We start from the raw sequence: 19,886 nt of genomic DNA, 5'->3' as shown, positions 1-19,886 counted from the left end.
TGTGATAACCGGAGAAAGCAATGCTTGACCTCGCGCTACCCCATGCCAATACGCCACTATCCGAAGCACTCCTTAGGGCGCTGAAAGACCGATTCGGAAGTCGGTTCAGTACGGCTGCCAGCGTCAGGGCACACCACGGATCGGACATATCGGCGCTCGATCCGCTGCCGCCGGATGCTGTGGTTTTCGCGACATCCCTCGATGACATCGTTGCCGTTCATGAGCTATGCCATGCATACGATACGCCGATGATCCCTTACGGTACCGGCACTTCCCTGGAAGGGTGGTTGCATGCCGTCAGAGGTGGGGTCTGTATCGACGTATCGGGTATGGATCAGATCATCGAGATCCGCCATGAAGACATGGATGTAACGATCCAGCCAGGCGTAACGCGCAAGCAACTCAACGCGGCATTGCATGGTACCGGCCTTTTCTTTCCGATTGACCCAGGCGCCGATGCCTCGCTCGGTGGCATGGCCGCAACCCGGGCATCCGGTACCAATGCTGTTCGCTACGGCACGATGCGTGAGAACGTGTTGGGCATGACAGCCGTGCTTGCAGACGGCCGGGTGATGAAAACGGGAGGCCGCGCCCGCAAGTCATCGTCTGGGTATGATCTGACCCACCTGTTGGTAGGCTCTGGCGGTACCCTGGCCACCATCGCCGAGCTGACCGTGAAACTTCATCCCATCCCTGAAGCCATTTCCGCCGCGGTGTGCAATTTCCCGAGTCTGGATGCTGCGGTCCGCACCGTCATGCAGACCATCCAGCTTGGCGTGCCCATTGCTCGAATCGAGCTTATCGATGCGCTCACCGTACGCGCACTCAACGCCTATTCCAAAACCACGCTCAACGAGGCGCCGTCGTTGTTCTTCGAATTGCACGGCTCCGAGAGCAGCGTGCAGGAACAGATTGAAACCATCCGAATGATTGCCGATGAACATGGCGGTCAGGATTTCGCGTGGGCGGTGAATCCGGAAGACCGCACCCGGCTGTGGCAGGCACGACACGATGCCTACTTCGCATCGCTGGCCCTGCGGCCAGGCTGCCGCTCGCTGACCACCGACGCGGTCGTTCCCATCTCGCGACTGGCCGAATGCATCGAGGCGACCTCGGCGGACATCGAAGCATCGGGCCTATTGGCGCCGATCTTCGGACACGTAGGCGACGGCAACTTTCACGCGCTGGTCCTCGTCGATCCGAACGATGAGGCCGAGATCGCGAAAGCGGACGCGATCGCGCATCGGCTGGCAGAGCGCGTGATCAGCATGGGCGGATCCTGCACGGGCGAACATGGCATTGGCCGCACCAAGCAGGATTACATGGTACTTGAACATGGCCAGCCTGCCGTGGATACGATGAAGGCCATCAAGGCGACCCTCGACCCGAAGAGCCTGATGAATCCTGGCAAGATCTTTCCTGACGCCAGCGCCTGACGTCGAGCCATCACCCTATGGAACTTCGCCAGATCCGCTATTTCGTCGCAGTAGTCGACCACGGCAGCCTGTCGCGCGCCGCCCGTGAGGTGCATGTGGCGCAATCCGCGCTGAGCAAGCAGATGGCAATGCTCGAAGCAGAACTGGAAACGCCGCTCTTTCATCGCAGCGCCACGGGTATCATTCCGACCGAGGCCGGCAATGTCTTTTATGAATATGCCTGCGGAATGATCAAGCATCTGCGGGATGCGAAAGCTGCGGTTGCCCAGCAACCTGGCGAGCTATCCGGCTCCATCGTCGTCGCGCTGCCGCAGACCGTGGCGCGAATCCTGGCATTGCCCCTCATGCGAGCGGCGGCGAAGCGCTATCCGAATGTCGTACTGCACCTGAACGAAGAGCTGACCGGCAATCTCATCGACCAGCTCCTCCATGGACGGGTGGACATCGCGCTATTCACCCCGTCCGGCCTCCCGCCGGAAGTCATTTTCACCCCGGTCGCCGAGGAAGCGTTGTATTACTTCCATGCCCCTGGTGACCCACACGCACCTCCGCCAGGCGAGGTCACTCTGGCTGAAGCGGTCTCCAGGCCCCTGGTCTTTCCTGGCAGAGCGCACGCCCATGCCACCCGCGCCGTAGTCGAGGAAGCGCTGGCCGAACAGCACATGCCACCGCTGGGCATTGCGATGGAAGTCAATTCCGTCCACATCCTCATGAGCGCCGTCGAAGCCGGCATCGGCCCGACGCTGATGCCTTTGAACCTTGCCGTTCGCGAGGTCCGTGAAGGACGCCTGGTCGCCCATCCGATCGCAGGTAAAGGCGTGTTCCGGACGCTCGGCATCTGCACGTGCGCGGCCATGCCCAACAGTCGCCTGCGCACTGCCATGGTCGAGCTACTGAACGACGTAGTGCGAGACATGTGCCATGCCGGCGATTGGCCCTGCATTCGCCTGATCAGTTCCGATTAGATCCGCTGTCAACAATGCTGCACTACAACAACAAGAGGCTGCCCATGACCCCTTCTTCCCCCTCAGACGATGCAACGGCTGACCAGCGTCTCGATGCGGCCTACCGTAAGACGGCCTGGCGCATTGTCCCGCTTCTCATCGCAGGCTATCTCGTCGCGTACCTCGACCGGGTCAATGTCGGCTTCGCAAAGCTACAGATGCTCGATGACCTCCAGTTCAGCGAGGCCGTATATGGCCTTGGCGCCGGCATGTTCTTCGTGGGCTATTTGCTCTTCGAAGTCCCGAGCAATGTCATCCTGCATCGGGTAGGCGCGCGGCGCTGGATCGCGCGAATCATGATGACTTGGGGTCTGTTATCCGCGGCGATGATGTTCGTTGAGACACCCACCGGCTTCTATGTCCTGCGTTTCCTGATTGGCGCCGCAGAGGCCGGATTCTTCCCCGGCATCATCTTCTACCTGACGACATGGTTCCCGGCGCATCGCCGAGGCACGATGACCGCACTGTTCATTACCGCGCTGCCGATTTCGGCCCTCGTCGGCTCGGTCATCTCTGGCTATATCCTCCAGTATATGAATGGCGTTGCAGGCTTTGCGGGGTGGCAGTGGCTGTTCGTCATCGAGGGCTTGCCGGCTGTTGCGCTGGGCGCTGCCGTCTTCTTCCTTTTGCGTGATCGAATTTCCGATGCTCACTGGCTTACCCAAGAAGAACGCAGGGACTTGCAAGCCGCGATCGATCGGGAATCGGCAGGCAAACAAGGGCACAGCCTGCGAGACGGGTTGTGCAACCCAAAGATCTGGCTGTTAGGCGGTGTCTACTTTTGTCTGGTGCTCGGGCAGTACGTGATCAGCTTCTGGCTACCGACGATCGTTCGAAACAGCGGCGTCGAGCAGCCCTGGATCATCGGCGTGCTGACGGCCATCCCGTATGCGGCGGCGATCGTCACGATGGTACTGGTCGGCCGCAGCTCAGACCGGCACGGCGAGCGGCGCTGGCACCTGGCGATCTGCGCCGTCGTGGGCGCTGGCGGGGTGATCTTCGGCACCCTGTTCGGCGATAACCTCATGCTCGCCATGATCGGGCTCACGGTAGGCACAGCCGCCATGATCAGCAGCATTCCAGTCTTCTGGAGCATGCCGACCGCAGTTGTCGGCGGCGCTGCCGCAGCAGCAGGCGTTGCGCTCATCAACTCGCTAGGCAACCTGGCCGGTTTCTTCAGCACCATCGTCTTCGGCTGGCTGACGCAGCTTACCGGCAATACTCAGGTGGCCATGTACGCCATGGCCTCCATGCTGGTCGTAGGAGCGCTGCTGGCCTTCGTCGTGCCGCGGGTCAAGCAGGCGGAGCGAGCCGTCCCTGCCACTTCGCACTGATCAGGAGGCCTGCCGCAGCCGTGCGGCAGGCTTATTCATACCGGTACGCTCGGCAATGCGCTGGCTATCGGTTGCGACAGGCGAAGGGCAGCGAATCGCTCAGGGGACAGCGGCCGTTCGAGGTGGAAACCCTGGGCCTGATCGCAGCGCAATCCGGCTATCTTCGCAAGTTGCGAAGCCGTTTCGATACCCTCGGCCACCACTGTGAGCGACAGCGCACGGCCCATGCTGACAATTGCTTCCACAATAGCTTCGTCGCTTCCGCTGGCATCGATATTGGAAACGAAGCTTCGGTCGATCTTCAGGCAGTCGAATGGATAGGTACGCAAGTAGCTGAGCGAGGAATAGCCGGTACCGAAATCATCCATCGACAATCGCACCCCTAGCCGCTTCAGGCGCGTCATGGTGTCGAGTGCACCGGCGGCGTCGTCCAGCAGCACGTTCTCCGTAAGTTCCAGTTCAAGGCGCGAAGGATCGATAGCAGTCTCGACGAGCACGCGCTCGATACGTGATACCAGGTCATCACGCTGAAACTCCAGCGGTGACAGGTTAACCGACACGATCAGCCCTGGCTCCCAGCTGACCGCATGGCTGCAGGCAGTACGCAGGACCCAATCGCTGAGCTCGACGATCAGCCCGCTTTCTTCAGCGACCGGAATGAAGCTCATCGGCTGGATCCGGCCCTGCTCCGGATGATTCCAGCGCACCAGCGCTTCCGCACCCATCAGGCGCTGCGACGTGGCATCGAACCGGGGCTGATAGTCGAGTACGAATTCCTTCCGGCGAAGGGCATTGCGAAGGTCAGTCTCCAGCCGCCGTCGCTCGAGAATGCGCTGGTTCATGGTCGGCTCGTAAAAACGACGGGTATTACGCCCGGCCGCTTTCGCTTCGTAGAGCGCGATATCGGCGAAACGCAGCAGATCGTCGGGCACCGTACCATCATGCGGCGCCGCCGCAATGCCGATGCTTGCGCCTACATTGATATCCTGACCGCCGAACTGAAGGGGTTGGTTGATCCTATCCAGGATGCGGTCGCATAGCATGGTTGCCTGGTCGGCCGACACACACCCATTGATTACCACGACGAACTCGTCTCCGCCCAGCCGCGCCACCATGTCGGTGTCCCGCACGCAGCTTTTAAGCAACTTCGCCACTTCCCGAAGGACGAAATCACCAGCGGCGTGGCCAAGGGTATCGTTGACCGGTTTGAAGCGGTCCAGATCGATCACCAGCAGGTAAATCGGTTGATCCGCAGAGACACCATCGCTTAGGCGATGACTCAGGTAGCGCCCGAGCTGATGCCGATTCGCCAGACCGGTCAGGGCATCATGCTGACTGAGGTGCTCGATCCTCGCCTTGGCCTCGATCTCGTCGGTCACGTCACAAACGGTGCCGCGATAGCCGATGACCCGCTCGCCATCCGTTATCGGCCGGGTCGCGAGCTGGCAATACCGTCGGGCATTCGCATGATTGAACAGCTCACAACGAATATGGCGACGGCCATTCGCGGCTGCAGCGGACTCTGCGGCGACCGTATCGAACGTGCGCGGATCGTACCCAAGCAGTTCGTGAAGCGGTCTACCAAGCCAATCCGCCATCGGGAAACCCGTCGCATCGACAAATCGTTCCGAAAGATAGGTCAGGCGATGTTCGAGATCAGTCTCCCATATCCAGTCCGAGGATGCTTCCGACACGCCTCGGAAGCGCTGCTCGCTCGCCAGCAGGGCACGCTGCGCCCTATCCACTGCCTGCGCAGCGCGCTGGACATGGTCGCGCAAGTACCAGACGACCAGTGCGGCAGCCAGGCCAAGCACAACAAGCATGGGTAGGATTCGATACAAGAGATCGGTCCCCATCGCCCGGACTTGCCACACGAATGTCACCGGTTCCCCGAGCGCCGTCTGCACCACGATCGAGGGCTGCCCGGCCATATCCTGCGCACCAAGCGTGGCCTGTAACCCCGGTAAGTCAAATGCTTGAGCAATAGCAGACAAGCCATTCGCATTCAGAAGATCCACATAGATCAACACCGAGAGCCGCTGGAAATCAGCATATTCGGGGCTTGGTCGGATTACCGCTGCTGAGACAATGGCCGGTATCCCGTTTACCGAGAAAAAGCCCTGGACCGGTTCGTCGTTGACGGACTCTTCCCACGCAGCGGCCAGCAGGGCATCGAGCTCCGGCCCGAGCCACTGCGTTGCCGTCTCATTGCTGAGCTCGCCGCGCACCACAGCGTAACGAGTTGCACCATGCGGGCCGACGATGAATACGCCGTCGAGCAGGTACGTCTCGTACAGCGACGCGCCAATGTTGTCGCCAGCATAAGCCCACTGCAGGTCAATACGCCCAGTGGTACGGTCGTACGCGTCGGCCCAGAACGCGTAGTCCTTGACCGCCGTGCCGATCTTGTCACTCCGCGCCTCGATCGCATTGGTCGCATCGCCCTTGGAATGGACGAGCTGGCGCTCGTTGATTTCCAGGCAGAAATACACGAGCGCGGTACAGACCAGGGCAAAAACCGTAACGATAAGCGCGATGAAACCCGTCGAAGCAAGTTGAGTCGCCGTGCTCAGCGTTCTGGACGTATCGAGGGAATCAGTTGGCAGAGGAGGAGATTTGGGGCGCATGCTGCACTTCTACGGGACCTGATAAAGCATTATCGGCCTGCCGGGGCGGTGCATGATAGTACCTGCGGAAAAGCGACGAACGCGAACGGCGCCCACTGGGGGCGCACGTTCAGCTTACCGGTCAGGGCGTGAGGGCCCATAACGCCAGCGGCTGAAATGAAATAGTGTGATCAATAGGCAAATGAAAGCCAGCGGAATGAGGACCAGCCCAGAAAACAGCGCGCCCCAGTAAGCCACACTGGATTGCCATGTGCGGCCCTTGCCTTCGGCGACGAACACGGCACGCGTCGCGTTTTCGGCAAAACGGGCGTCGGGGGTGAGCACTTCGAGGCGCAAGCGGTAATCACCCGGTTCGAGGGGAACAGATGCTACGGCGCGCGTGATCTCGTCACTTCCATAGCTGGTCAACTCCTTATTGATCGTCCCCTGCCCTTCGGTGACCAGCTCGCCCTCAGGCGTCGTTACCCGGTATCCGAGCGTCATTGGCAAGGGCGGGTATTCCACCCACTTCTCGTTCTCCCAGATCGGCCCGCCAGAAAGCTTGCGGACCGTGAACAACGGATGCTCCGACGTCGAAAATACGACTGCGAGCACGTCGAACTCCGGGGTACGTACGGTGATCGGTCGGTCGACCACCTCATGCTGGTCGAGCCGGATCGGCACATCCAGCGGCAACGTGGTGGCCCAGACGGTAAAGAAACGCAGTCCGACGAGAGTCAGCAGCAACAGGCCGCAGATGCTCGCCCACATGATCATCTTGCTCTTGTGACTCAAGACCTCACCTCCGCATGAAAACAGAGTGCAAGGCTACCGCATAACGCCCTGCGCTACTGCTGCCTGCGGCAGTCGGACACACATTGGGTGGACGCTGCCTGTTGGCGCGCACAGACCTTTCGACCTGTGCGCAGAGGCGATCAGCCCTTCAGCACGCTATCAACGAGCGCCTTGGCTTCGTCCTGAATGCGCTTGAGATGCGCCTCGCCTTCGAAGCTTTCCGCATAGATCTTGTAGACGTCTTCGGTACCGGAAGGACGCGCCGCGAACCAGCCATTATCCGTAACGACTTTCAGGCCGCCGATCGCCGCACCGTTGCCCGGCGCTTCGGTCAGGATTTGGGTAATCGGCTGCCCGGCCAGTTCCGAGGCCGTCACTTGCGAAGCCGACAGCTTGCCAAGGCGCGCCTTCTGCTCGCGGTCCGCCGCGGCGTCGATGCGCTGGTAAACCGGTGCACCGAACCGCTCGGTGAGTGCCTGATAGCGTTCGCCCGGATCCTTGCCCGTAACGGCCGTGATTTCTGCAGCGAGAAGCCCAAGAATCAGGCCATCCTTGTCCGTAGACCAGGCGCCGCCTTGCTTGCGCAGGAACGATGCACCGGCCGATTCTTCGCCACCGAAGCCGAGACTGCCATCCATCAGCCCATCGACGAACCATTTGAAGCCCACTGGTACTTCGACGACGCGACGGCCGATACCCTGGGCCACGCGATCGATCATGGAGGACGACACCAGCGTTTTGCCGATAGCAGCCTCTGCGTTCCACTCCGGACGATGGGTGAAGAGATATTCGATGGCCACAGCAAGGTAGTGGTTGGGATTGAGCAGCCCCACCGAGCGGGCAACGATGCCGTGCCGGTCATGGTCGGTGTCGCAGGCGAAGGAAACGTCGAAGCGGTCCTTGTTCTCGATCAGGCCGGCCATCGCATGCGGCGAGCTACAGTCCATGCGGATCTTGCCGTCCCAATCCAGCCGCATGAAGCGGAAGGTCTGGTCAATGCGGGTGGACAGCACCTCCAACGGCAAGCCGTAGCGTTCGGCGATTCGAGTCCAGTAATGAACGCCCGCCCCGCCAAGGGGATCGACGCCGAACTTCAGGCCACTGCCGGCAATGGCATCCAGATCGATGACCTGACTCAGGCCACCCACATAGCTGTCGATGAAGTCGAAGCGCTGCGTCGTCGGAGCCTTCAGCGCGTTGGAATAATCCATTCGCTTGACGCCATCCAGGCCTGCCGCGAGAAGTGCATTGGCGCGTTCCTGGATCCACTTGGTGACGTTCGTATCCGCCGGCCCGCCATTGGTGGGGTTGTATTTGAAACCACCGTCAGCGGGCGGGTTGTGGGATGGCGTAATGACGATACCGTCTGCCAGACCGCGATCGCGGCCGTGGTTGTATTCCAGAATGGCATTGGAGATGGCGGGCGTGGGTGTATAGCCGGGATCGCCATTGGTTTCGCTGCAGCCGGCATCGATGCGCGCCTCTACGCCATTGGCGGCTAGCACTTCAAGCGCTGACACGAAGGCGGGCTCGGACAGCGCGTGCGTATCCATACCCATGAACAGCGGGCCGTCAACGCCCTGTTCCCGACGGTAATCACAAATCGCCTGCGTAGTGGCGAGGATATGCCATTCGTTGAAACTGCCCTTGAGCGAAGACCCGCGGTGCCCGGATGTGCCGAACGAAACCTGCTGCGCCGGATCCTCAGGATCGGGGCGGTCGCTGTAATAGCGCGACACGAGCCGCGGCAAGTTGACTAGCGTGTGTTCGTCTGGGAGGCGTCCTGCGTTGGGGGCAATGCTCATGGGTGGATCCTTTGCGGGTAGAGATCAATGCCTCAAGTAAACCATGGCGGCTGTTACAGAGGCAGTCCGAAGATGTGCAGCGACCCTGTCGGCGCCGCGCAATGTGCGCTTGGACCGCACCGAACGCACGAGGGTCCATCGAAATGCATCCAGCCACGAACGCAGCCGCCACATGCGCTCAAAAAAAAATTTTTCGCATGTGCATCCGATCGCTCACCTGAAAGGTAGTACCCATGAGCCGACCATCCGGCCATCCCTACCGATCAGGAGATACCTGCATGAACAAGAGCACTCCACGGAACCTGACATTGACCTGCACGATAGCACTGGGCCTTGCGACTCCATTGTTTGCCAGCGCCGACATCCCCGAAAACATTCGCGTACCCGATGGGCACACCGTTGCGCTTGAAACAGTCGGCGTCGGCGAAATCACTTATGAGTGCCGTGCGAAGGCCGACACGTCCGAGCAGATGGAGTGGGTTTTCGTGGGTCCGAAAGCGGCGCTCAATGATCGCGATGGCAAGCAGGTAGGCGAGTATTGGGGCCCGCCTGCGTCGTGGGCACTTTCGGATGGCTCGAAAGTCACGGGCAAGCAACTGGCAGTCGCACCTGCCGGCGACGGCAATCTGCCCTACCAACTGGTCGAAGCAAGCCCTGCCGAAGGCAAGGGCATGCTCGAAGGCACGCGCTACATTCAACGTGTTGCGCTCAAGGGTGGCGTTGCGCCTACCAAGGGCTGCATGAGTGGCAACAAGGGCGAGCGCGTGACCGTGCCCTACCAGGCCGACTACCTGTTCTGGAAAAAGGCCTGACCCATCGACCCCAAGCGAAGCGTCGCTAGCGACGCCTCGCCTTGGATCGGCTACGCTCACTTCACTTTACTTCGGCCTTACACAGCAGGACGCCGTGCCCGACCAGCCTTACGACCCGCTCCTCGACCTACACGCCTGTGCACGTGGGGAGCGCCCTGCCCTGCGCCGCCTCTATGAAGCCGAGGCGCCACGCCTGCTCGGGATGGTCTACCGACTGGTCCGGGACCGGGCAATGGCAGAGGATATCGTTCACGACGCCTTCATTCGCATCTGGAAGGGTGCTGGCAGTTTCGATGCAAGCCGTGGCGACGCACGCGGATGGATGTTCAGCATTGCTCGCCATCTCGCGCTGGATACGCTGCGCCGCCGTAACCGCGATGTGCCACTGCCGGAATGGGATGACGATTCCGCACTGGCAGAACAGTCTCCGGATTGGCAGGGCGACGCTTCAAGGCTAGAACGCTGTCTTGCCAAGTTGGAACCGCAACGTCGCGCCTGCATTCTTCATGCATACGTGGACGGTTACTCGCAAACCGAAATTGCGAAACGCCTTGATGCGCCCCTCGGGACCGTCAAAGCCTGGATCACACGAAGTCTCAAAGCCTTGCGGGAGTGCATGGGATGAATCAGCCAGACCATGACCCGGATGCCCCCGATCTACTAGCCGGCGAGTATGTACTTGGAACGCTGGACGCAGACGCACGCGCGGACGTCGAGCGACGCCTGCCCCATGAGCCAGGTCTGCGCGACGCGGTCGAGCGCTGGGAAGTCCGGCTGCGCCCCTTGAACGACCGCACCGCGCCCACTCAGCCCAGCGACCTGCTCTGGATGCGCATCGAGCGCAGCCTGGAGGATTCGGCAAACGGCAACTCTGCATCGCTGCAGGTCCGCTGGTGGAACCGGCTTCCCTTATGGCGCGGCCTGGCCGCTACCGGTCTTGCCGCCAGCGTGATCCTGGCGACACTGCTGGCCGTACAGCCACCCGCGAAGCCCGAATACATGGTCGTCCTCGTTGCGCCGCAGGACCGGGCGCCTGGCTGGGTCGTGCAAGCCAGCTCTCCGCGGGAGGTCCAATTGATCCCGCTTGGCGCGGTCACCGTGCCCGCTGACAAGGCACTGGAGTTCTGGACGAAGGCCGATGACTGGCAAGGCCCGGTGTCGCTTGGGCTCGTCGAGCCCGGCGGGACGCTTCGCATCTCCCTCGACAAGCTCCCACCCCTCGAGCAGAACCAGCTCTTCGAGTTGACCTTGGAGGGCAAGGAAGGATCGCCGACCGGCAAGCCCACCGGCCCCATCCAATTCATCGGCCGCGCTGTCAAGGTGATTTGACGCCAGCTAGCCGGCACCGAACGTCGAGTTTCCGCATACCTATCGGTCATCCGAGAGGAACGTCTACGCCTGGGTCTTGCCGAACTCCAATTCGCACCCCGTCATTGCTCGTCAGCACTGGCGACCAAGCAACAGTTGTTATAACATAACTACAAATCCCATTGCCCATTTGTCCAGGAGTTCGCCATGAAACCCGGCATCCATCCCGAATACCGCCCTGTCCTTTTCCACGACACCACTGGCGATGCGTACTTTGTGATCGGCTCGACCGTTCAGACTGATCGTACGCACACCCACACCGACGGCCAGACCTACCCTTATGTCGTTCTCGATGTCTCGAGTGCGTCTCACCCGGTCTACACCGGCCAGCAGCGCCAGACCAAGATGGAAGGCCGCATTGCCGGCTTCAACAAGCGTTTCGCCGGCTTCGCCGGAAGCAAGACCAGCCAGGAATAATGCCTGGCGCTGCGCTGGCTCATGCAGGGCCAGCGCTTCCTGGCCAAAATCCGATACAGTAGCGCTCCACTCGCCACAACGAAGGTGCCTACATGTCCGCAACGAAACCCCGCCTTATTGGCCTCTCCGGCAGCCTGCGCAAAGGCTCGTTCAATACGGCCATTCTCAGGACCCTCGCTGCCTCGATTGCCGATCGCGCCGATCTCGTTGTCTTCCCCCTCAATGAGGTTCCGCTGTATGACGGCGACATCGATACCGATCCCGCCCCAGCAGGCGTGGCCGCCTTGCGCCAGGCCATCGCGGAAGCGGATGGCGTCATCATTGGCACGCCTGAGTACAACTACGGCATTCCTGGGGTACTGAAGAATGCACTCGACTGGGCGTCGCGCCCGTATGGCAAATCCTGCCTCACCGCCAAGCCAGTGCTGACGTTCAGCTCTTCGCCAGCCTTTACCGGTGGCGCCCGCGCACAGGCTCAGCTTAACGAAACGCTCACGGCGATCGCCGCGCAGCTCGTTCTGCGTCCGCAGACCGTCATTGCCGCTGCACACGAGAAGGTTCAGGACAACGCGCTGACCGACGACACCACACTCAGCTACCTCAAGGCTGGCGTCGATGACCTGCTGCGTAACATCGAACACAACGCCGCCGTCATTCGTCAGGAAACCTGATACCGGCATCGCAAACGGCTATTTGGGCCGATGAGGCGCATCGCACGGCCCGTTTTCATTGCTGCCAAGCAGGCTCGCGGGCGACACGCACGCAAGCCTGCTTGGGCAGTGCCATCGAAACGTGAATCCGCTCCTACGGTTTGACGACCAAGCCCATGCCACGACCGCGGGGGTCCGACGCCGTCTCGAGCGACCCGTTAACAACGCGTATCGCCTGAATATCGCCCATTGACCAGCCCTGGTCTTCAAGTGTGTAGCCCATCGCCTCTAACGCTTCGGCGGCCTCTCCGGTCAACGGTGCATAGGCATCGTAGTAAATCGTGTCCTTCGGCAAGAGCTGATGGTGTACACGCTGTGCCGATACGGCGTCCTTGAGCGGCATCCCGAAGTCATAGACGTTGTTGAGCACCTGGAAGATAGAGGTAAATATCCGCGAGCCGCCGGGCGTGCCCAGGACAAGGCTGACCTTACCGTCGCGCGTAACGATGCTCGGGCTCATCGAAGACAGCATGCGCTTGCCCGGCTCGATCGCGTTCGCATCACTGCCGATGACGCCGAAGGCATTGGCAACGCCCGGCTTGGCGCTGAAATCGTCCATCTCATCGTTGAGCAGGAAGCCGGCGCCCTTCACCACCACGCCGCTGCCAAAGTCCCAGTTGAGCGTGTAGGTGTTGCTGACTGCATTGCCGTCTGCATCGACGATCGAGAAGTGCGTCGTCTGGTGTGGTTCAAGGCCGGGGCGCACCTTCTCGGTCGGCGAAATCGCAGTGGGATTAATCTCGTCCGCGCGCTTCTTCAGGTAGTCCGCTGATACCAGCTTGTCGACCGGGACATCCGAGAAGTCGGGGTCACCCAGATAGTCACCACGGTCGGCGAACACACGCTTCTCGATTTCGGCCAGCAGGTGGATGTAGCGTGCGGAGTTGAGCGGCACATCCTTGAAGTCAGCGGCGCGCTGTTCCTTGATGCCGATCAACTGGGCAAGCGCAATACCACCCGAGCTGGGCAATGGCGCGGTATAGAGGCTGTTGCCACGCCAATCGACGCGCATTGGCTCGCGCCACTTCACCGCGTAGTCATCTAGGTCTTCCGCCGTAATGAGTCCGCCATCCTGCTTCATCTGGGCCATGAGAAGCTCTGCCGTTCTGCCACGGTAGAATTCGTCGGGGCCCTTATCGGCTATTCGCTCCAGCGTCTGAGCCAGCTCCGGTTGCTTGAAGGTGGTCCCTGGTCGCATGGCGCCGAAGTAGTCTTCGAAGTTGGTCGTCCCGTTGAACAGCCCTATGGCGTCTTCGCGATACTGATACTGCTGTTCGGCCACCTTGAAGCCGTCACGTGCATATGCCACGGCAGGTGTGATCAATTCGCTCCAGGGCAACTTGCCAAAACGCTTGTGCGCCTCCCACATCCCGAGCACCGTGCCGGGAACGCCGGCTGCCTTCGCGCCGACCAGGCTGAGGTTCTCGACGACTTCACCCTTCTCGTCGAGGTACATGGTCTTGGTTGCAGCTTTCGGCGCCGTCTCGCGGTAGTCGAGGAAATACGCCTTTCCGTCGACGAAGATTGTCATGAATCCGCCACCTCCGATATTGCCGGCCTCGGGATACGTGACTGCCAAGGTGAATGCGGTCGCCACTGCCGCGTCGACCGCATTCCCACCCGCCTTGAGGATTCGCTCCGCGACCCTGGCGCTGTACTCGTCTGGCGCGGCTACGGCACCGCCTTCGAGTTCAGCTGCGAGCACCAGAGGGCATGCTGCTGCAATGGCAATACCGAGGGTGAGTCTGGAAAGAGAAAACGCGCGCATCGTATCGATTCCTTTTTATTGTCGTCCGGCCGTGAGAAGCCGTGATCGATAGACACGATAGATGCCTATTTGCTGCACGGCTAAGGGCGCAAAAACGAAAACGGCGGCACCCGAGGTGCCGCCGCTTATGCCGAGCAGATTGCCTTAACGATTATTTCACCGGCTGAGTCGGGCTCTCCTTGCTGCTGCCTTCCGGCTCGCCACCGGCATAGGCAGGATGCGGCGCATCCTCGTTCGGTCCGGGGCGGCCTTCTAGATTCGGCAAGGCCTTGGCCTTCTCCAGGTCGATGCCGGCACCTTGGGCTACTCGCGTGCCGTAATCGGGATCGCAATGCCAGAAGTGCCAGACCATACGCAACGCGATGTCTTCGGGGCACTGCTTCATGTCATCGACGAGGTTTGCTATCAGATCCTCGCGTTCCCAATCCTCAAAGGTGCGATAACGATCACCCGCCTGCTGGTAATCGGCCGCGGTCTTGCGCGTCTGATAGCGTCCTACATGCCCTTCGACCCACTGGCGGTACTCGTGCGATGGCCGTTCAGCCTCACGCACACCGCCCTGGGAGCTCGGCTCGTAATTCACGTGCGGGTTGCTACCACCCGGATCGACGTTGTAGGCCATCTGCCCGTCACGCTGGTTGGTTGCGAATGCGGTCTTGGGCGCGTTGATCGGTAGCTGCAGGTAATTCGCACCAACACGATAGCGCTGGGTATCGGAGTAGGATAGCGTCCGGCCCTGCAGCATCTTGTCATCGGAGAAGTCGATCCCTTCGACGAGCACACCGGTACCGAACGCGGATTGCTCAGTCTCGGCAAAGACGTTCGATGGGTTACGATCAAGCACCAGGCGACCTACCGGCAGCAAAGGGAACTGGTCCTCCGGCCAGCGCTTGGTATCGTCGAGCGGATCGAAGGAAAGCTCTTCATGCGCCTCGTCCGACATGATCTGCACGCACATTTCCCATTCGGGATACTCGCCCCGATCGATCGCGTCATACAGGTCACGCGTCGCATGGCCCACGTCATTCTTCTGGATTTCGGCGGCTTCCGAAGACGTCAGGTTCTTCACCCCTTGCTTGGGCTCGAAGGAGAACTTGCACAACACCGCCACGCCCTGATCGTTGACCAACTTGTACGTGTTCACACTCGAACCCTGCATATGCCGGTAGTTCGCCGGGATGCCCCAGGGGCTCTTGACCCACGTAACCATGTGCAGTGCTTCGGGGTGATGCTGGACGAAATCGTAAAAGCGCCATGGCTCCTGACGGTTCGTGATCGGGTCCGGCTTGAACGCATGGATCATGTCGGGGAACTTTATGGCATCCCGAATGAAGAACACCTTGAGGTTGTTGCCCACAAGATCCCAGTTGCCATCCTCGGTGTAGAACTTGATCGCGAAGCCGCGAGGGTCACGCGCGGTCTCGGGGGATTCCTTCGCGCCAATGACGGTCGAGAAACGCAGGAACACGGGAGTCCGCACACCCGTCTTGGTAAGCACCTTGGCGCAGGTATATTTGCTGGCAGGCTCGTCGCCGATCTTCCCATAGGGCTCGAACCAGCCATGAGCCGCTGTCCCCCGCGCATGGACGACACGTTCTGGAATTCGTTCGCGGTCGAAGTGGGTGATCTTCTCGATGAACTGATAATTTTCCAGGGTAGCCGGGCCGCGTTCACCTACACTCCGCAGGCTTTGGTTATCGCGGACGGGGTGGCCCTGTCGGGTGGTCAGGGTGCTTTTGGACTCGCTCATTTGGATCTCCCAGGTTAAGCCGGTTACTTCCATCCTGACCGCCATGTTTATGAAGACTTTCCCTTTTGCTGACGGATGACGTTCGTCAGTCGAGCCCCTTGGTCTGGCCGCTTCGCCTGTGGAGCTTTCGATAAAGGGCACAAGGAGACGACAGGACCGCATGGACAACTCGAGCCACCACCACATTGTCGATGAGCCCACCTATCGTCAGATCTACGGACGCTATCGGGACGCGATCGTCCAGGGCCGTCTGCGCCCCGGTGATCGCGTACCTTCGGTGCGTGCGCTGGCTGCCGAACTCAATCTGGCGCGCGGCACGGTGGAGGCTGCCTATAGTCTGCTCATTGGAGAGGGTTACCTGCAGACACGCGGTCCGGCAGGCACCATCGTGTCGCCTGACTTGCGCAGCGTCCGGGTACCAGCGGCCACAGCGGCCAGGCTGACCTGCGACCCCGACACGCCAGACGGTCGAGGCACCCCCCTGCCGCTGCAAATGGGATTGCCAGCGCTGGATGCTTTCCCGCGTAAGCTTTGGGCACGCCTCGCAGGCCGTTCATTGAGGCACGGCGGGACCGAGGCGCTGGCCTATCCTGATCCGCAGGGTCATCCCGGGTTGCGGCAGGCCCTTTCGAGCTATCTGGGTATCGCGCGCGGAATCGCTTGCCATCCGGACCAGGTATTCATCTGCGCTGGCTACCGGGCCTGCCTGGAACTCGTTACACGAACGCTCCTGCGTCCCGGTGACCGCGGATGGTTCGAGGAGCCGGGCTACTTCATCGCGCGCCATTACCTGATGGATGCCGGTTTCGACCTGATGCCAGTCCCAGTGGATGATGATGGAATGGATATATCCGCAGGCATCCTGCAGGCGCCTGACGCTCGATTTGCGGTTGTCACACCTTCCCATCAGAGCCCCATGGGCGTCTCGCTAAGCCTGTCCCGCCGCCAGGCCCTCCTGGCCTGGGCCGACGCGAGCGAAGCGTGGATCGTCGAGGATGACTACGATAGCGAGTTTCGCTACGTTGGCAGGCCGCTTCCAGCCTTGAAGAGCCTCGACGCCAACGGCCGCGTCCTTTATACGGGCACCTTCAGCAAAGTCCTCGTGCCAGGCCTTCGCCTTGCTTACCTGGTCGTTCCACCTGACCAGATCGCTTCATTTTCTCGTATGGCCCATAATCTTCAGCATCATTGCCCCTACTGGCTTCAGGCTACCGCGGCGGACTTCATGTCAGCCGGCCACTTCGGCCGCCACATCCGAAAGATGCGCAACCTGTACGCACAACGGCGACACCTTCTGGTCGAAGCGCTGCGCGAGGTTTTCAACGATCGACTGCAGTTGCCGCTCAGCGCCGGTGGCATGCATATATTGGCAAAACTCGACGGACATTCCGACGACGTGGCAATTGCTAACTACGCATTACATCACGGGCTGGCTATCCAGCCGCTTTCGCGCTGGCACCTTGGTCAATCCGTCCAGCAAGGTCTGATGATGAACTTCACCAATGTCCGCGACAGCTCGGAGGCTCGCGCCCTGGCAAGCCGACTGCGTGCCGCTTTCGGGGCTCTCGGCCTTTAAGTGCCATGACTTGCTGGCCTTGCTATTCCGACTCAGTCAGTCAAGATGGCATCAGACCGAAATCTTTTTCGTGAGCGGCGCCAAGATCGCACCCCACTCCGAGTCGTATCGATGACCCGACTTTCATGGCTCACGCCTGCTGAACCCACGCGCGGCGCATCCGCCACGCCGAACAGCCAGGACGCCCTCGTCGAAGCGCTTTCTCGCTCATCGGCAGGGATAGCCGTGATCAGCAATGATGGGCTGATCACCTACACCAACGATCGGTTTTCCACGATGGTCGGTCGGTCGTCAGGCGCGTTGCATGGCATGCATATCCGCCACATCACTCATCCGGAAGATTGGGCCGCCAATGCGGCGCGCGTCCAGGCGGCCCTCCTCGCTCACGGCAGCGTCGAACTCGAACAACGGCTGCTTCATGGCGACGGCGGTGTCGTCTGGATTCGCATCTGTACGTCCATCACTCAAGGGAATGAGCCCGTTGCGATTGCGGTCTGCTTCGATATTTCCGGTCGCAAGGGTATGGAAGCTGCTTTACGTGAAAGCGAAGGCCGCTTCAGGAATATGGCCGATCATGCACCCGTGATGATGTGGGTCACCGACCCCAGCGGGGTGTGTATTTATCTGAACAAGGCCTGGTACCGCTATACCGGGCAAACCGAGGACGACGCGCTGGGGTTCGGATGGCTGAGTGCTACGCACCCCGATGATCGTGAGCGATCCGAAGCGATATTCCGGCGCGCCAACGACCGACGCGAAGGCTTCAGCATCGAGTACCGCCTCCGGCACGCGGACGGCAATTATCGGTGGGCCATTGACGCTGCCAGCCCGCGCTTCAGTCCAGACGGCGAATTCATGGGTTACGTCGGCTCTGTCGTCGATATCAGTGAGCAAAAGAAGGCGGCCGCCTCGCTCGCCAAGCAGAATCGGGAACTGGCCACCCAATTGAACGAACAGCTCGCCGAGCGTGAACGGACATGGCAAGTGAGCCGAGATCTGCTTGCGGTGGTTTCTCCAGACGGAACGCTGCGCAGCATCAATCCCGCCTGGAGTGCATTGCTGGGCAGGGATACGGGCGACATCGAAGGCCTTCGAGTCGAACGGTTGGAACATCCGGACGACCTCGGCAGCTTCACGCGGCACATCCGGGCATGCTCGGATTCGCAACAGAGTGGCACGTTCTCCAACCGCCTCATCACGCAGGACGGAAGCACGGCCTATTTGTCCTGGACATGTGTTACGGCTGAAGGGCTCGTGTACGTGGTCGGCCGCGACGACACGGCGTTCGAAGAGCAGCAGGAGGCGCTGAAGATAACGGAAGACGCGCTTCGGCAATCCCAGAAAATGGAAGCTGTCGGCCAGCTTACCGGCGGGCTCGCACACGACTTCAACAATCTTCTGGCGGGCATTTCTGGGGCCCTGGACCTGATGAAAATGCGGCTGGCCCAGGGCCGTACCTCTGATCTGAATCGCTACGTCGATACTGCCCAGGGCGCTGCCAAACGGGCGGCCGCCCTCACCCATCGGCTGCTTGCCTTCTCACGTCGGCAAACGCTCGCGCCCAAGCATTTGGAAGTCGGTTCGCTGATCCGCAGCATGCTGGATCTCATCCAGCGCACCGTGGGTCCCTCGATTTCAGTGGAATACGTAGTGCCGGACGAAGCGTGGCAGGTCCGCCTTGACCCGTCTCAGCTTGAAAATGCGCTGCTGAACCTGTGTCTCAATGCACGGGACGCTATGCCGAATGGCGGGCGTATGGTCATTCAGATCGCCAACCAGACACTGAACAGCGAGGCTGCCGGACAGCATCGAGTCGCGCCAGGCGACTATGTGGTGCTGAGCGTGGCCGATACGGGTGTTGGTATGCCACCAGAGGTTCAGGCGAAAGCATTCGACCCGTTTTTCACGACCAAACCGCTTGGCCAGGGGACTGGCCTGGGCCTGTCAATGATCTATGGCTTCGTACGGCAATCGGGTGGTCGCGCCTGGATTCGCTCTGTGGAGGGCGCCGGCACGACCGTGTCGCTGCTACTGCCGCGCGACACTCAATCCCCACTCGCTCCCAGTGCAGCGGCGATAGAGCCAGAAGATATCGGGGCCCGTGCCGGCGCCGTGGTGCTGCTCGTGGATGATGAAGCGTCCATCCGGATCATGGCGGCCGAAGCCTTGGAAGACCAGGGCTACACGGTCCTGCAGGCAGGCGATGGTCCTGCGGCACTCGTGATGCTGCAAAGTGACATGCGTATCGATCTGCTGCTCACCGATGTCGGGCTGCCGGGCGGCCTGAACGGTCGCCAGCTCGCTGACGCTGGACGAAGCCTTCGAAAGGACCTGCCGGTATTGTTCATCACCGGCTATGCGGAGCAAGCGTTGTTTGGTCAGGCCTCGATGACGACGGGTATGCATATCCTCACAAAACCGTTCGTCTTGGGCACACTCACGGCAAAAGTTACCGCGTTGCTTGAGCAGTAGACCGTCGGGCCCATCATTAGCGGGTTTGCGCGG

At 60.8% G+C, this 19,886-nt stretch carries 15 protein-coding genes; 10 read left to right on the top strand and 5 right to left on the bottom strand.

The genetic code is table 11. The features are described from left to right. Positions 1-20: 20 nt before the first annotated feature. From ACY8D3_RS06610 to ACY8D3_RS06600, 3 genes are read left to right on the top strand one after another with little or no spacing between them, the layout of a single operon-like run. Complete coding sequence (locus ACY8D3_RS06610; RefSeq protein WP_462382706.1) at positions 21-1,436, top strand: FAD-binding oxidoreductase; 1,416 nt, start codon at positions 21-23, stop codon at positions 1,434-1,436. 17 nt (positions 1,437-1,453) lie between these two features. Further along, a complete protein-coding gene (locus ACY8D3_RS06605; RefSeq protein ID WP_462382704.1) occupies positions 1,454-2,401 on the top strand; it encodes a LysR family transcriptional regulator in 948 nt (315 codons plus the stop codon). A 44-nt stretch (positions 2,402-2,445) separates the two neighbouring features. Beyond that, complete coding sequence (locus ACY8D3_RS06600) at positions 2,446-3,774, top strand: MFS transporter (protein WP_462382702.1); 1,329 nt, start codon at positions 2,446-2,448, stop codon at positions 3,772-3,774. Positions 3,775-3,809: 35 nt separating this feature from the next. On the opposite strand, the gene ACY8D3_RS06595 is transcribed toward ACY8D3_RS06600, so the two are convergent. From ACY8D3_RS06595 to pgm, 3 genes are all read right to left on the bottom strand, one after another. Then, positions 3,810-6,401, bottom strand: a complete 2,592-nt coding sequence (locus ACY8D3_RS06595; RefSeq protein WP_462382700.1) for a bifunctional diguanylate cyclase/phosphodiesterase — start codon at positions 6,399-6,401, stop codon at positions 3,810-3,812. Positions 6,402-6,515: 114 nt separating this feature from the next. Continuing rightward, entirely contained in the window at positions 6,516-7,175 is a 660-nt protein-coding gene (locus ACY8D3_RS06590; RefSeq protein ID WP_462382698.1) for a hypothetical protein, read from the bottom strand. Between the two features lie 140 nt (positions 7,176-7,315). Then, positions 7,316-8,980, bottom strand: coding sequence for a phosphoglucomutase (alpha-D-glucose-1,6-bisphosphate-dependent) (gene pgm, locus ACY8D3_RS06585; RefSeq protein ID WP_462382696.1), 1,665 nt, complete (start codon positions 8,978-8,980; stop codon positions 7,316-7,318). Between the two features lie 278 nt (positions 8,981-9,258). Here pgm and ACY8D3_RS06580 point away from each other — a divergent pair, with 278 nt between their 5' ends. The 5 genes from ACY8D3_RS06580 (at position 9,259) to ACY8D3_RS06560 (ending at position 12,248) form a co-directional block, all read left to right on the top strand. Continuing rightward, a complete protein-coding gene (locus tag ACY8D3_RS06580; RefSeq protein ID WP_462382695.1) occupies positions 9,259-9,792 on the top strand; it encodes a DUF3455 domain-containing protein in 534 nt (177 codons plus the stop codon). Between the two features lie 94 nt (positions 9,793-9,886). Beyond that, positions 9,887-10,417 (top strand): sigma-70 family RNA polymerase sigma factor, encoded by a 531-nt coding sequence (locus ACY8D3_RS06575; RefSeq protein WP_462382693.1) that lies wholly within the window; start codon positions 9,887-9,889, stop codon positions 10,415-10,417. Further along, positions 10,414-11,121 carry an anti-sigma factor gene (locus ACY8D3_RS06570; protein WP_462382691.1) on the top strand — a complete coding sequence of 236 codons (708 nt, stop codon included), beginning with the start codon at positions 10,414-10,416 and terminating at the stop codon, positions 11,119-11,121. Before ACY8D3_RS06575 ends, ACY8D3_RS06570 begins: the two co-directional genes overlap by 4 nt. Before the next feature lie 186 nt (positions 11,122-11,307). Next, on the top strand, positions 11,308-11,577 hold the full coding sequence (locus ACY8D3_RS06565; RefSeq protein WP_462382689.1) for a type B 50S ribosomal protein L31: 270 nt from the start codon (positions 11,308-11,310) through the stop codon (positions 11,575-11,577). A gap of 92 nt (positions 11,578-11,669) precedes the next feature. Then, a complete protein-coding gene (locus tag ACY8D3_RS06560) occupies positions 11,670-12,248 on the top strand; it encodes an NADPH-dependent FMN reductase (RefSeq protein ID WP_462382687.1) in 579 nt (192 codons plus the stop codon). 133 nt (positions 12,249-12,381) lie between these two features. Here ACY8D3_RS06560 and ggt read toward each other — a convergent pair whose 3' ends face one another. Next, the gene (gene ggt, locus ACY8D3_RS06555) at positions 12,382-14,055 is read right to left on the bottom strand and encodes a gamma-glutamyltransferase (protein ID WP_462382685.1); all 1,674 of its coding nucleotides are present in this window, start codon (positions 14,053-14,055) and stop codon (positions 12,382-12,384) included. 151 nt (positions 14,056-14,206) lie between these two features. Next, positions 14,207-15,805 carry a catalase gene (locus ACY8D3_RS06550; protein WP_462382683.1) on the bottom strand — a complete coding sequence of 533 codons (1,599 nt, stop codon included), beginning with the start codon at positions 15,803-15,805 and terminating at the stop codon, positions 14,207-14,209. A 160-nt stretch (positions 15,806-15,965) separates the two neighbouring features. Between ACY8D3_RS06550 and pdxR the strand changes: the two genes are divergently transcribed. Further along, entirely contained in the window at positions 15,966-17,381 is a 1,416-nt protein-coding gene (gene pdxR, locus ACY8D3_RS06545) for a MocR-like pyridoxine biosynthesis transcription factor PdxR (protein WP_462382681.1), read from the top strand. Positions 17,382-17,492: 111 nt separating this feature from the next. Beyond that, on the top strand, positions 17,493-19,853 hold the full coding sequence (locus tag ACY8D3_RS06540; protein ID WP_462382679.1) for a PAS domain S-box protein: 2,361 nt from the start codon (positions 17,493-17,495) through the stop codon (positions 19,851-19,853). Positions 19,854-19,886 lie beyond the last annotated feature (33 nt).

This window comes from Pseudomonas sp. Marseille-QA0892 (genome assembly GCF_054950135.1).
This window is presented reverse-complemented; position numbering and strand designations above follow the sequence as displayed.